The following is a 13,631-nucleotide window of genomic DNA, read 5'->3' on the forward strand; positions in this document are numbered from 1 at the left end:
CGTTTCAACTTTCAATTAAAAAAAATCAATTTGTTTAAATGATAACATTATTAGCGATAAACTGGGCATCAGTGGGTTTGCAGGCAGGGCAATTAATTTTGTCGCTTTCTATTCTGGTCATCATACATGAGTTAGGTCATTATCTTACTGCCAAATGGTTTAAATGCAGGGTGGAAAAATTTTACCTGTTCTTTGATCCCTGGTTTTCGCTGTTCAAAAAGAAAGTGGGTGAAACGGAATACGGCGTGGGCTGGCTGCCATTGGGCGGTTATGTAAAAATTGCGGGCATGATTGATGAAAGCATGGACAAAGAGCAGATGAAAAAACCCGCCGAATCCTGGGAATTCAGAAGCAAACCGGCCTGGCAGCGTTTAATTATTATGGTTGCGGGTGTAACGATGAATATCCTCCTTGCTTTTTTGATATACAGTATGATATTACTGGTATGGGGTGAAAAGAAAGTGCCTGTAAGTTCAATGAAATACGGGCTGGCATTCAGAGACAGCCTGATGTTTGATTTGGGTTTTAAGAACGGCGATAAAATACTGGCGGTAAATGACCAGCCTGTAGAAGACTATACAGATATTGTAAAAAAACTGATCCTGGGAAATAATGTAAGTATAGAAAGAGATGGCAAGCTGGAAACGGTTAAGCTTCCTGTTGACCTTATAGGCAAATTAGTAGAGAAGAAAAGAAGCCGCATGCCTTTGCTGGAACCCCGTATACCAGTAATAGTGAATGAGGTAGCTGATTCAAGCAATGCCTATAAAGCAGGTTTGAAAAGCGGCGATCAGATAATAGCGGTGAATTCGGCTTCCGCTGTGTTTTTTGATGAGCTTAAAAACATCCTGGAAAACAGCAGGGAACAAACTGTTCAGTTAAATGTATTAAGGGGAGCCGACACTTTATCGTTACCCACAGCCGTTACCAAAGAGGGCACTATCGGTTTTTACCCGGTAAGTGCTATTTCGGATTTAGACAGTATGGGCGTATTGAAATTGCACGTAACCAGGTACACTGTACTGGAAGCATTTCCTGCCGGTGTAAAAATGGCGGGCGACCAGTTGCAATTTTATATAGACCAGTTTAAAAAAATATTATCGCCCGAAACAGGCGCCTACAAAGGAGTGGGTGGCTTTAAAGCGATGGGATCTATATTCCCGGATAGCGGGTGGGACTGGGAGACCTTCTGGAGAATTACTGCATTTTTTTCGATAGTACTTGCCTTTATGAATTTATTGCCCATACCGGCATTAGATGGCGGGCATGTAATGTTTACCCTGTATGAAATGGTATCCGGCCGCAAGCCCAGCGATAAATTCCTGGAGTACGCGCAAATTGTAGGTATGATTATACTATTTGGTTTACTTATTTATGCCAATGGTAACGACTGGTTTGGATGGGGAAGAGGGAAGTAATGTGAAAAGGTGAAAATGTGTGAAATGTGGAAATGGGCAGTCTTAACCGGTTTTTCATAAGGGCCTTTGAAATGCTTTGGCATTTGGCGCAGTTGCTTCCCAGTTTATTTGTACATTTGCAGTTGCTTTGTGAAGAGACAATGTTGTATTCATTTGCACATCTTCATATTTGCACATTTTCACATTTGTATATCCGGGGCTGACCGGTTTTGACAGCAAAGTTCTTTGTACGTGTAAGCATGCGGTGCGTTGGATAATTAGCACCTTAATCTGAATATTCAACAATTCAAATGGCAATACTCAGTATGCCATGGCTGCCTAATCAGTGATTAGATAGTCATTAGGGCCGCCGGGAAGGTTGACCAGCTACCAATCCCCGCCGCCGACATAAAAACAAAGCGGGTTGCTGTTATGAAAGGCTGTGATCATAACTTAAGACCATCCAGCTAAGAGATAGATGGGTTTGTTGATGTCCGGTTTATCTCCGACAATGAATCATCAGATAAGCATGTAGAAAGCGTATGGCGGATTTGTTTGGACCAGGGTTCGACTCCCTGCAGCTCCACTTTCTTGTAGGTAGTAAAGTAATAAAAAGCCAGGAAATACTGTATTTCCTGGCTTTTTGATTTGTAGATACTTATATTATGAATGTTTTTGATTTGTAGATACTTATATTATGAATGTTTATGATAAAAGTATCTGGCGTTATACCGGCATGTTCCTAAGCGCGAAGCCTTAGAAATTTCTATATTCACCACTTAAAAATTTATTCGCTTCTTCTTCTTTAAAGCGCGCATTCTCTCCGTCCCAGTTAAGTGTTTGACCGGGGAACCTGGCGGCTACCACACCCAGCAAAATCACTTCCGTTAATTTTGCCGCATAAGAAAACGGTGCACTGCATTCAGCTTTTCCCAGGCAGGCATCCACAAATTCATGATAATGCTTTTGGCCTTCAATATCGTAGCTGGTAACGGGCTTTCCGGCTTTGCCCTTTCGATCGTATTTTTTTATATCAATAGCTTCATACTTATCGTTAATAATTAACCTGGGCAGTTCCATGAAATGAGGCAACAACAGGCGTTGTCCATTTTCACCAATAAACATAGCACCCTGATCGGGTAGTTTTTGTCCATCAGGCAACATCAGGTCTTTTTCAAGTTCGGGTGCACCCTTTCCATCAAACCAAACCCACTCCAGCGTTTTAGCCGTATAGGGCGTTTGAGGGAACACATAGGTTACATGATTTTTTTCGGGGTGTCCAAAATCGTTAGGAGGTCGGCAGGCGTTTTTAACAGTTAATGGAACGCCCAATTGTAAAGCGTTATATGGCGTGTCAAAAATATGAACGCCCATATCGCCTAAAGTACCACAGCCGTAATCAATGCATTTTCTCCAGTTGCCGGGGGTGTAAAATCCTTCTTTATAAGGTCTTTCCTTAGCCGTACCCAGCCACAGGTTCCAATCTAATCCTTCCGGTACAGGGTCGCTTCCTTCCGGCTCGGGACCGTCATATCCCCACACTTTGGGCGACCAGGCAATTACTTTTTTTACTTTACCGATGATGCCTTTCTGAATTAAAATAGTAGCCAGCTTGTAATCGTAGAAGGAGTGCACCTGTATGCCCATTTGCGTTACCAGCTTTTTCTGGCGCGCTACTGCGTCCATTTTTCTTGACTCAGAAATATAATGTGTAAGGGGTTTCTGGCAATACACGTTTTTATTCATTTCCATAGCCTTCAAAGCAACCGGCGCATGTGCATGGTCGGGAGTTGAAACCACTACAGCATCTATCTCATCGCCTATACTCTTGAACATTTCCCTGTAATCAGCAAAAGTTTTAGCATTGGCATAGCTGGCTTTTACTGCATTGAGCTTGCTTGCATCAACATCGCATAGTGCCACAATTTCTACCGATGGATGAGATGCAATATCTTTCAAATCATTTAACCCCATAGCACCCAGTCCAACTTGTGCAACCCGTAGTTTTTTGCCGGGGGCAAATGCCGATGATGGAAAGGGAAGCATGAAAGCCAGCGTTCCTGCAGCCGTAGTTTTTATAAAATTTCTTCTTTTCATTGTGCTTGTTTATTTATTATCTTTTTCGAACAGCTATAAAAATAGGAAACAATTTTGTTATGCTGCTTTTAAATCTCTTCTTCCCTGCAAAGATACTGGCCCGGAACAAGGCCGGGGAGACGTTACCTGGAAATACCATACTGTAACCGGCACCCCGCACCCCATCATCTCAACTTAGGTCTGTAAAAAGAATCACTGCCTGATTTGATTTTGATTACAGATATTCATGGTGATTATATGGATATAAAAACCGTGAAGGTGTTGGAATTTTATATTTTGGGTAATATAGAAAAGTTTAAAAGACTGGTATGCCGGTGAAAAATAATTTTCCGCGTTAATGCATAGCCGATCACAGGAGCGCAGTATCTTCACCCCCGATGTTGGCCAAAATGGAAACGGACCGGTGACAAACTTTTTAAAAAATTGAAGTAATACGAATGGCATCAGGAATATTTGCACTGCTCGATGATATCGCCGCGCTCATGGATGATGTGGCTGTGATGAGCAAGGTGGCTGCAAAAAAAACCGCCGGAATTCTGGGTGATGATTTGGCCGTGAATGCCGAAAAGGCATCAGGGTTTGTTTCAGACCGGGAAATTCCTGTTTTATGGGCCATTACCAGGGGCTCATTTTTGAATAAGCTCATTATCCTGCCTTTCGCTTTTCTGCTCAGCGCTTTTCTCCCTGCAGCCGTTACCATTATCCTGGTGCTTGGAGGATTATATCTGGCTTATGAAGGCGCGGAAAAAATCTACGAATATATAGTCCCCCACAAACATGTTAAAATGGTTGCCCTGGCAGAAAATCTTACCAAAGAACAAATGCTGCTAAAAGAAAAAGAGAAGGTGAAATCGGCCGTTTTTACAGATTTCATCCTTTCCGTAGAGATTGTTATCATCGCGTTGGGTACTGTAGTAGGTACACCAATCGTTTCCCAGGTTATGGTGGTTTCACTGATCGCTATTATTGCTACGGTTGGCGTGTACGGAATAGTTGCCCTGATTGTGCGGATGGACGAGCTGGGCTATAAACTTATCGCGCTTAATAAAGAAGACAACAGCTTTTCTGATAAGGTAGGGAAAATATTAGTGGCAGCACTTCCTAAAATAATCAGAAGTATGAGTGTCATCGGCACGGTGGCTTTAATCCTCGTTTCGGGTGGTATTTTTGTACACAATATTGATTTTCTTCATCACCTGCTTCCCGTACTGCCGGCTTTTATCCGGGAGTTTATTGTAGGACTGGCGGTCGGCTTTATCGTACTGGCAGTTATCGTACTGGCGAAAAAGATTTTTAAAAAGGGAGCAAAGAAAACAACAAAGCAAATTTCAACTAATTAACCCTCTGCCAGTCACCCCTAACGCAGCCTAAAGGGCAGGCAGGGAAGGTGTGCTGGCTTAGCTTCAATCAATACAGATGGTTTGGCGGACAGCCTGCTACACACATCCCTGTTATCTTTAAATGCTTACGGACACTTATGGTTTACTTCCAGAAGCAAAACAATGCAACAATTTGGAATATACCTTAAGCGTTACTCCAGACTTTTTTGTTATATTTATTCCCGCACCCTTACACTTAATGCTAAACGGACAATGAAAATCTTTTTATTCTTGCTTTGCATCGCGTTTTCTTTACCCGCTCCGGCACAGGATAGTATTCCTGTAACAATAAAAGGAAAGTTGAACGCCGATATCAATGACGAAACATCAGGTATTGCCGCTTCTTCCATCAATAAAGGATTGCTTTATATTCATAACGACAGCGGAGATACCAGCCGCTTCTTTTTAATAGGTACAGACGGGGTATTAAAAGCTATTTACACTTTTAAAGCCAATCCGCTTATAAAAAATGGGGTAACCGATTGTGAAGATATAGCAGTGGGCAGAGGCCCCAAAGGGAAGCCTTATGTTTATATTGGAGATATCGGGGATAACAACGCTAAAAGAAAATACATTACGGTTTACAGGATAAAAGAACCAAAACTTAAATCTTCAGCAAAAATATTTACCGGGTACGCAAATGCTGATCCGCTGTATCTGAAATACCCCGATGGGGCACGTGATGCGGAAACCCTGATGGTTGACCCCGTGGAAAAATTGTTTTATATCATTTCAAAACGGGAAGATTCCGTAAGCGTGTATACCGCGCCGTTACTGTTCAAACGGAACGATACGGTAATACTTACCAAAAGAGCTACTTTATTTTTTGAAGGCGGCAATAGTGGCAAATGGATATCCGGCGGAGATATATCCGCAAATGGCAGCCAGGTGCTGGTAAAGAGTTACCTTAAAGTGTATTACTGGAAGCGCAGGGCAAAAGAGCCCGTATGGCAGCTATTAATGACCCCGCCCCGCGAAATGCCTTACAAAGCAGAACAACAGGGAGAGGCCATTGGTTTTACAATGGAAGGAAAGGGTTACTATACAATCAGCGAAGGAATGCACCCGGAAGTGTATTATTATGGAATAGAGTAATGGCATGAAAGAGCTTACCGCTGTACATATTGAATGAGCATATTGTGCAGTATATTTTTTACGATCCCATAGTATAGTTCCTGCCGTTACAGCTCTATACTATTATTTAAGCGCCGGCATTTAAACAAACCCGTTTAATCAATACATAACCCAATGCATCTCCAATGAAATTAGTTTTCCCGGTAATCCTTTTGCTTATTTTTATTATACCCGGCCATTCCTATGCACAGGCTGCCGAAAAGCTTATATTGTATGTTTCTCTTGCCGGCAATGATGCCTGGTCGGGAAAGCTGGCCACGCCTGGTAAAAATAAGGCAGACGGCCCCTTCAGAACTTTTGAAAGAGCTAAGCTGGAAATTGAACAATTAAATGAAAAAGGCAGCATACCGGCACAGGGCATCCAGGTTCTTATTCGTGGCGGCGTTTATCCGATAGAAGAAACGATTGTACTTGCAAACAAACATGCGGGAAAAACCAATGCGCCTGTGCTGTGGAAAAATTACGGAAATGAAAAAGTGCAGTTGGTGGGCGGCAAAGCAATAAAAAAATTTCATGCGCTTACCGATGCTGCTGCTATAAAAAAAATAGATACGGCGTATCAGAAAGAAATTTTTGAAGTGAACCTGAAGGCGGATGGCATAACAGATTTTGGCGCCATTACGAACCGCGGCAGACCCGGACTGGAGTTTTTTTTTAATGATAAAAAAATGCAATTGGCCAGGTGGCCAAACGAAGGATGGGCAAAAATTGCCGATGTACCGCAAAGCGGCGAACTGGTGTATAAAGGTGAACTGCCGCATATGCGCTTTGGTCTTCCCGTGGGGAAGCATTACGGGCGGTTTACCTATAGTGGTAACCGTCAGAACAACTGGTCGAACACCAATGACATATTTTTACACGGGTATTGGGTATGGAACTGGTACGATGAGTTTGTGAAGGTGCAATCTATTGATACCGGCACTAAAGAAATTTTCATTGAACCGCCGCATTCTCACTATGGCTATTGCAAAGAGCAAAGATATTATGCGGTAAATGTGCTGGAAGAATTAGACCAGCCCGGCGAATGGTATCTTGACCGTTCAGCCGGGGTGCTGTTCTTTTGGCCTCCTTCGCCTATAGCCACCGGCAAGGCGTTTGTTTCTTTGCTCAACCACCCGGTTATGTTGCTGGATAGTACAGAAAATGTGCAGGTAGAAGGACTGGCATTTCAGTTTTCCCGCGGAAACGGTATTGTAATTAAAGGGGGCAAAAACAATCTTATTGGCGGTTGCACTTTTAGTAATCTTGGGGATGTGGCAGTAAAGATAGAAGGTGGTCAAAACAATGGTATAGCTGCCTGCAATATATATGATGTTGCCGCGGGAGGCGTACTACTTGGCGGGGGCAACCGTAAAAGTCTTACACCGGCCGGAAATTTTGTAGAGAACACGCATATACATCATTACTCCCAATGGATCCGCACCTACCAGTCTGCTATTACTATTTCCGGGGTGGGCAATCGTGCAGCTCATAATGTAATTCATGATGCGCCCGGCTCCGGCATTTTACTTACAGGCAATGAGCATATTATTGAATATAACGAACTGTACAACCTTGCCCTGGAAACCGGCGATGTAGGCGCTTTTTATATGGGGCGCGACTGGACGGAGAGAGGGAACATCATCCGCTATAATTATTTTCATGATCTTACCGGGCCGGGCGTACACGATGTAAACGCGGTGTACCTCGATGACTGGGCAAGCGGCACTACGGTAAGCGGCAATATATTTTACAACTGCGCAAGAGGCGTTATGATTGGTGGTGGCAGGGATAACGTGGTGGATAATAATATTTTCATTGGATGCAAACCTGCTATCCATGTTGATTCAAGAGGATTGGGCTGGGCCAAATATTATTTTAACGGAACAACCAATACCCTGTTTGAACGAATGGACGCCATGCAGTATAAATTGCCTCCGTATGCTCAAAAATATCCTGCATTATTATCCTTGTATGATGATGAGCCTGCTGTTGCCAAGTACAACAGGATCACGCATAATATTTCCTATATGGGAAGATGGATAGATCTGCACGATGGGCTGGACCTGAACACGGTACTGAGCAGGGATAACATTATTGCCAAATCCGAAAAAGAATTTAAGAACACGGGCGATCACATCATGAATGAAAACCCGGGAATAAATAATTACAATACAGGCAACTTCCGGCTGCAACCAGGAGCGCTCCGGTATGGTTTTAAAGCAATCCCGTATCATAAAATTGGATTACAGAAAGATAAGTTTCGTAAAAATCCAACTAAAACTTTCAACACAAAATGAAAAATGTTTTACTGTTTATCGCCTGCGCGCTTTTTACAGCCACCTGTATAGCACAAAGGCCGGCTCAAAATCCGATGTCAGAAAAACGCTATACCCCTAAAAAATTGGGATATAAATTAGTCTGGAAAGACGAGTTTAAAGGCAACAAACTGGATCCCCAAAAATGGGCCCTGCGTGGCGTAGGTCCGAGAGGTATTGCCTATGTATCGGAAGAAGCAGTTAAGGTAGAAGATGGATATTTGAAACTATATGCTTTGAAAAAAGGCGACAGTTTATTGGGAAGCGCTGTAGGCACCCAGGACTTGTTCATGAGTAAATACGGATACTACGAATGCCGGGCGCAATTGCAAAAGTCGCCGGGGGTATGGGCGGCATTCTGGATTCAATCTACAGAAATTTCAAAAGGAGAAGATCCGGCAATATTTGGTGCAGAGATTGATATTTTGGAGTTCTTCAAAAAATTAGGAACCGATATTGTTTCGCATAATGTGCATTGGGCTTACGGACCTAATCAGCGCACTACCCGCGGCATGCAGAGCTATCTGAAAGGGGTGAGTGAAGGCTTTCACACTTTTGGACTGGAGTGGACGCCGGAGAAATATATTTTTTATATAGACGGGTATAAATTTTACGAAGTAACACAGGGCATATCCCATATTGAAGAATACATGATCCTGAGCATGGAATATCCTTCAAAGCTGGAAGAGATCAGGAATGCCGTATTCCCTGATGTTTTTATTGTGGATTATGTAAAAGTGTATCAGAAAAGAAAAAAATAGGAAGCAGGCTGTTATTCAATGCGTATGCTTTTTTTGGGGGAATTGCAGGAGGTCTGTTTTTAAAGGCAATAACTTTAGTCACCTTAAATATGTAAACCTTGCCGAATATCAATTACAGTGCATGCCGCACTACTACGCTGCTCCTTTGCAGTTTATTGTTTTTTTCCTGTACGCAAAAGCATTACGCTGATGCGCTCTCACCTGAAGAAGCAATGAAGCATTTTGAAATTGTTGATGGTTTTACAATAGAACTGTTCGCATCGGAGCCTCATATCATGTCTCCTGTAGATATGGTATTTGATGAGCAGGGTAATGTGTACGTGGTAGAAATGGAGGATTATCCTTATCAGCCCGAAAGCGGCAAGGGCAAAGGCCGGATTCGTGTACTGAAAGATAGCAATGGCGATGGTAAAGCTGATACTTCTTTTGTGTTTGCTGACGGACTTCCCAGCGCAACCAGCATGCTGCCGTGGAAAGGCGGGCTGATTGTAACAGCGGCTCCGGATATTCTTTTTCTAAAAGACACTACCGGCGATTTTCGTGCGGATATTAAAGAAATGCTTTTTACCGGTTTTTTTGCAAGCAATTCTGAAGCGCAAATTACCAGTCTCCGTTTAGCGCCCGATAACTGGATATATGCCAATAACAACGGACAGGCCGGTAAAGTGTATGCGGTAAACCACACGGCTACGGATACACTATCTATGGGAGGAAGTGATTTCAGGTTCAGACCAGGCAGGGGCCTATTTGAAAACGAATCGGGAAATGGTCAGTTTGGACTGGCGGTAGACGACTGGGGAAATCGTTTTTACACACAGAACACTACACATATTCAGCAGGCGCCCATTCCGTGGCGATACTTACACCGGCATGCATACTTACCTTCAGACCGGGTTGATATAAATATTTCTGATCACGAACTGCTGATGTTTCAAAAAACACCGCCGCCTTACTGGCGGCTTGAACGCAGCAACCGGCGGCAAAAGGATTATGATGAGCGCAAACTGAACCGGAATGAATATGCGGAAGGGCACTTTACCGGAGCTTCCGGAGGTGTTTTTTATGGCGGAGATGCATTTCCTGAACCTTTTTATGGTTCCATCTTTACCGGGGATGTGGCAGGTAACCTGGTGCATAGAGATATACTTACCCTGAAAGATGATCATCCTTTATTTGTGGCAAAACGTGCGGAAGGAGAGAAAGACAGGGAATTCCTGGCATCTACTGATCCCTGGTTCCGTCCTGCAAATTTTACTGTTGGTCCCGATGGGTATTTGTATATCATAGACATGTACCGCCAGCATATTGAAACGCCTGTTTCCATTCCGGAAGACCTGAAGAAGGATATGGATTTTACTAATGGCGAACAGTATGGCAGAATTTACCGCATTGTTCCGGAAGGCGCTGCAAAAAGAGCAACTCAAATCCCTGATCTCAGGAAAAAAAACCCGGAGGAGATGGTTGCACTGCTTGCCTATCCTAATCAATGGTGGCGCTTGCAGGCGCAACGGCTTTTACTCGAACAGGGCAGCTTATCGGTAGTTCCCGCATTAAAAAAAATGTGTGTGGAGCATGCTGATGCAAGAGCGCGTTTACATGCGTTGTATACATTAGAAGGATTAAATGTACTGGATGCGGCGCTGATAGAACAGGTATTGAAAGACCCGCATCCGGGTATGCGCAGGCATGCGGTAATACTTGCGGAACACTACCCGCAATGCCTGCCACAATTATTGAATAGTGTTGACGATGGTTCTGCGCAGGTGGTTTTGCAAACAGCGCTCAGCCTCGGTCAATTTGTTTCACCCCGGGTAATACCGGCACTGGCTAACATTATGGAGCGGTATGGAGAAATGCCATTGTTTCAAACCGCCGTATTAAGTTCGGATGCCGGGTCTTCTATGGAACTCTTAAAGCTTTTGATCGGTCGTAAAACGTTTTTTGAAAATGCCGGCCCCGGAAAAGTTGCTTTCATCAAAGATTTCTTCTATGTAATTGGCGCGCGCAAAAAGAAAGAAGATATTGTAGCGGTAATCACATTATTGTCTCTTCCTGAAGTTAAGGAAGCCGTCAACTGGCAGCTTGCCGGGTTAGAAGGGCTCGCTAAAGGGCTGCAAAAATCAGCAAATCAAGATAAGCCCGATCCGGATCTGACCAGCGCGCTTCAGGCCTATGAATCGGGAGCAACCGGGGAAATTAAAGGCGCATTACAAGCGGTAAAGCAGGCGATGAGCGATTCCCTACAATAATTATACGAATGATTATACGGGTGTTTTGACGAGAAATTTATTATAGAACAAAAGAGTGTACCGTAATGCATGAAATCAATTCACGAAGATCTTTTTTACAAAAATGTGTTTCTGCAGGCGTAACCCTTGCAGGAGGATCATTATTGCTGCATAGTTGTAATGCTAAAGAAAAATTATCAGCGAAAGAAGCGGGGAGCGCTCCCCCTGTGGATCCATGTAGTGACTATACAGGTTTGTCTGAAAATGATCTGAAAGCACGCCAATCCATGGGGTATGTAAAGCAATCACCCATCCCTGAAAAGCAATGCGGCAATTGTAATCTCTGGCTTCCGCCGCTGGCAGGTAAAGATTGTGGCGCATGCCAGCTTTTTAAAGGCCCCGTTTATACCGCCGGGCATTGTACCTACTGGGCGCCGCAGGTATAATGTGAAGATCGCTCCTTATTAAATACTAAAACAATGGTAAAGCCCTTTTGTAAAAAACATAGTGCGTGGTATATGTTTTTGAGAATAATACTGCTGTGGCTACTTATCTTTTTTACTGCTGCAGAGCAGGTGATGGCGCAGCCGGTCGGGGTGAGTATTTTTAATGTAAATGTAACTCCGCCTGTTGGGAGCCCCGTTGCCTGTGCCAAAGCGCGCGCTATTGTTGATTCGCTCAGTGCAAGGGTTATGGAAGAGTACGGTTTGGGCGGCATCTCTTTTGATACTGCATTTTTGTATGATGCGGTTCAACATGTAGCCGATGCCGTTAATACCGCTCTCAAAAACACAGTGCCTGTTACGCATCTCCGTTTTGGCGAGGCCGTAGTACAAAAAGTAACGTCCAATCGCAGTATTTTGGGTGAGGATGGCAAGGTTGCCATTACCCGCTGGAGCAAGATGACGGATGCTCCAGCCATCGCGGCGCAGGAAGGGTTGATTAGTTCATAGCTGAAATGTGTGAGCTTTTGGAATAATGAAACCCCGGTAGCCGTAATGACCTATTACGCCACGCATCCCCAGAGTTATTATGGCCAGGGCGATGTTACCTGCGAGTTTATTGGCATAGCGCGTAATGCGAGAGAGAAGGAAATGAACGGCGTACCCCATATTCATTTTAACGGCGCCGGTGGAAATATCGCGGCAGGCAAGTATAATGATGGCTCCGAAGCGATGCACCCGGTACTGGCCGAAAGAGTGGAAAAGGACATGCGGGCCGCCTGGGAGCAAACAAAAAACATCCATCAGTAAAAAGAACATACGCTGAAAGAACGTTCATGTTCAGCTCCCCGTAGGGAAAAATATGATTGAAAAGGATCTCCGGGCCAGGCTTTCAAACGAAAAGGCAACTACAGCCCAGCAACTGTCAGCAGCCGAAAAGCTTGCCTGGCACCTGCGTTCCCGGGCGGCACAAAAAATTACTATATCATCCCTGCGTTTGGGTAAAGTGTGGTTGAGCGGAAGATATTATTATGGATGCGATCAAAAATGTACTGTAATAAAAATGGTTCCCGGCTACCCAATCCGGGTAAAATCTTACCCTGTTTGTAAACATATAAAAACTGCCGGATAAGTTGGTTATTCAAAAGCAAAGGTTATATTTATACGGCCTGTAAAAAAGCTGATAAGCGCTGTGAAAATGAATGGGAATTAAACTTCGCGATGCTGAGGCAGATTAATGATGTATGAATGAGAACCAGTTATTTATAAAAGAATCGTCCCTGCCGGGATCCGGTAAAGGATTATTTACAAAAGCCTTTATACCTTCCGGAACCCATATTATTGAATACAAAGGCAGGGTAACCACCTGGAAGGAAGTTGAAGAAAAGGAAGCCGATAATGTTTATATCATGTATGTAAACCGCAATCATGTTATTAATGCCCGGCCATACAGGAAAGCATTGGCGCGGTATGCCAATGATGCAAAAGGATTCGGAAAGATTAAAGGGTTACGCAATAACGCTGTATATGTTACGGTAAAGAAAAAAGTATATATAGAAGCTATCCGTAATATTAAGCCTGGCGAAGAAGTACTGGTGGATTACGGGAGAGAATACTGGCAAACCATGAGAGAAAACAAGCGGATTGATGAACAAAAGGGTACAAATACAGGAACACTACAATAAAAATGATTTTGAACAATGCGGTTTAGCTGTTCCGTACTGTAAGTAAAGGAAGGCGGAAGCTGGAATTATACCACACCCGGCTTTTCTTTTAAACCTTTCTGTACCGTATGGTAAAACCACCAGGGAGACTTTGAGGCTTTTAAAAAAGCAAACCGGTACTCCTATTTGCATATAGCACTGCAATGCTGTAACTTCCCCTTTTATTTAAAA

12 protein-coding genes and 1 other RNA gene are annotated in these 13,631 nt (G+C 43.6%); 12 read left to right on the forward strand and 1 reads right to left on the reverse strand.

All coding sequences use genetic code 11. The annotated features are described in order from the left end of the window. Nucleotides 1-38: 38 nt before the first annotated feature. Together rseP and ssrA are read left to right on the forward strand one after the other, a co-directional pair. On the forward strand, nucleotides 39-1,418 hold the full coding sequence (gene rseP / locus VL121_RS09505) for an RIP metalloprotease RseP (protein WP_325404572.1): 1,380 nt from the start codon (nucleotides 39-41) through the stop codon (nucleotides 1,416-1,418). Nucleotides 1,419-1,613: 195 nt separating this feature from the next. After that, nucleotides 1,614-1,986: a transfer-messenger RNA gene (ssrA, locus tag VL121_RS09510) on the forward strand. A 167-nt stretch (nucleotides 1,987-2,153) separates the two neighbouring features. On the opposite strand, the gene VL121_RS09515 is transcribed toward ssrA, so the two are convergent. Beyond that, on the reverse strand, nucleotides 2,154-3,494 hold the full coding sequence (locus VL121_RS09515) for a Gfo/Idh/MocA family protein (protein ID WP_325404574.1): 1,341 nt from the start codon (nucleotides 3,492-3,494) through the stop codon (nucleotides 2,154-2,156). Between the two features lie 437 nt (nucleotides 3,495-3,931). Here VL121_RS09515 and VL121_RS09520 point away from each other — a divergent pair, with 437 nt between their 5' ends. The 10 genes from VL121_RS09520 to VL121_RS09565 all read left to right on the forward strand — a co-directional run bounded on the left by VL121_RS09520 (nucleotide 3,932) and on the right by VL121_RS09565 (nucleotide 13,421). Beyond that, nucleotides 3,932-4,834 (forward strand): DUF808 domain-containing protein, encoded by a 903-nt coding sequence (locus VL121_RS09520; RefSeq protein WP_325404576.1) that lies wholly within the window; start codon nucleotides 3,932-3,934, stop codon nucleotides 4,832-4,834. A 252-nt stretch (nucleotides 4,835-5,086) separates the two neighbouring features. After that, a complete protein-coding gene (locus tag VL121_RS09525) occupies nucleotides 5,087-5,968 on the forward strand; it encodes a hypothetical protein (RefSeq protein ID WP_325404578.1) in 882 nt (293 codons plus the stop codon). 164 nt (nucleotides 5,969-6,132) lie between these two features. After that, on the forward strand, nucleotides 6,133-8,286 hold the full coding sequence (locus tag VL121_RS09530; protein WP_325404580.1) for a right-handed parallel beta-helix repeat-containing protein: 2,154 nt from the start codon (nucleotides 6,133-6,135) through the stop codon (nucleotides 8,284-8,286). Continuing rightward, nucleotides 8,283-9,065 carry a glycoside hydrolase family 16 protein gene (locus tag VL121_RS09535; RefSeq protein ID WP_325404582.1) on the forward strand — a complete coding sequence of 261 codons (783 nt, stop codon included), beginning with the start codon at nucleotides 8,283-8,285 and terminating at the stop codon, nucleotides 9,063-9,065. Before VL121_RS09530 ends, VL121_RS09535 begins: the two co-directional genes overlap by 4 nt. A gap of 98 nt (nucleotides 9,066-9,163) precedes the next feature. After that, a complete protein-coding gene (locus VL121_RS09540) occupies nucleotides 9,164-11,314 on the forward strand; it encodes a PVC-type heme-binding CxxCH protein (protein WP_325404584.1) in 2,151 nt (716 codons plus the stop codon). Nucleotides 11,315-11,379: 65 nt separating this feature from the next. After that, nucleotides 11,380-11,739, forward strand: a complete 360-nt coding sequence (locus VL121_RS09545; protein ID WP_325404586.1) for a twin-arginine translocation signal domain-containing protein — start codon at nucleotides 11,380-11,382, stop codon at nucleotides 11,737-11,739. 72 nt (nucleotides 11,740-11,811) lie between these two features. Next, nucleotides 11,812-12,246: a hypothetical protein gene (locus VL121_RS09550; protein WP_325404589.1), complete on the forward strand. Its 435-nt coding sequence runs from the start codon at nucleotides 11,812-11,814 to the stop codon at nucleotides 12,244-12,246. 9 nt (nucleotides 12,247-12,255) lie between these two features. Continuing rightward, a complete protein-coding gene (locus tag VL121_RS09555; RefSeq protein WP_325404590.1) occupies nucleotides 12,256-12,546 on the forward strand; it encodes a hypothetical protein in 291 nt (96 codons plus the stop codon). Nucleotides 12,547-12,598: 52 nt separating this feature from the next. Next, the gene (locus VL121_RS09560) at nucleotides 12,599-12,868 is read left to right on the forward strand and encodes a hypothetical protein (RefSeq protein WP_325404592.1); all 270 of its coding nucleotides are present in this window, start codon (nucleotides 12,599-12,601) and stop codon (nucleotides 12,866-12,868) included. Between the two features lie 112 nt (nucleotides 12,869-12,980). Then, nucleotides 12,981-13,421 carry an SET domain-containing protein gene (locus tag VL121_RS09565; RefSeq protein ID WP_325404594.1) on the forward strand — a complete coding sequence of 147 codons (441 nt, stop codon included), beginning with the start codon at nucleotides 12,981-12,983 and terminating at the stop codon, nucleotides 13,419-13,421. Nucleotides 13,422-13,631 lie beyond the last annotated feature (210 nt).

This window comes from Agriterribacter sp. (genome assembly GCF_035497235.1).
Classification (GTDB): Bacteria; Bacteroidota; Bacteroidia; order Chitinophagales; family Chitinophagaceae; genus Agriterribacter.

Excerpts from the sequence above, each read along its gene's own strand:
- VL121_RS09520 (WP_325404576.1), top strand. The coding sequence starts at position 3,932 with ATGGCATCAGGAATATTTGCACTGCTCGATGATATCGCCGCGCTCATG.
- rseP (WP_325404572.1), top strand. The coding sequence starts at position 39 with ATGATAACATTATTAGCGATAAACTGGGCATCAGTGGGTTTGCAGGCA.
- VL121_RS09565 (WP_325404594.1), top strand. The coding sequence starts at position 12,981 with ATGAATGAGAACCAGTTATTTATAAAAGAATCGTCCCTGCCGGGATCC.
- VL121_RS09530 (WP_325404580.1), top strand. The coding sequence starts at position 6,133 with ATGAAATTAGTTTTCCCGGTAATCCTTTTGCTTATTTTTATTATACCC.
- VL121_RS09515 (WP_325404574.1), bottom strand. The coding sequence starts at position 3,494 with ATGAAAAGAAGAAATTTTATAAAAACTACGGCTGCAGGAACGCTGGCT.
- VL121_RS09535 (WP_325404582.1), top strand. The coding sequence starts at position 8,283 with ATGAAAAATGTTTTACTGTTTATCGCCTGCGCGCTTTTTACAGCCACC.
- VL121_RS09525 (WP_325404578.1), top strand. The coding sequence starts at position 5,087 with ATGAAAATCTTTTTATTCTTGCTTTGCATCGCGTTTTCTTTACCCGCT.
- VL121_RS09550 (WP_325404589.1), top strand. The coding sequence starts at position 11,812 with ATGTTTTTGAGAATAATACTGCTGTGGCTACTTATCTTTTTTACTGCT.
- VL121_RS09560 (WP_325404592.1), top strand. The coding sequence starts at position 12,599 with ATGATTGAAAAGGATCTCCGGGCCAGGCTTTCAAACGAAAAGGCAACT.
- VL121_RS09545 (WP_325404586.1), top strand. The coding sequence starts at position 11,380 with ATGCATGAAATCAATTCACGAAGATCTTTTTTACAAAAATGTGTTTCT.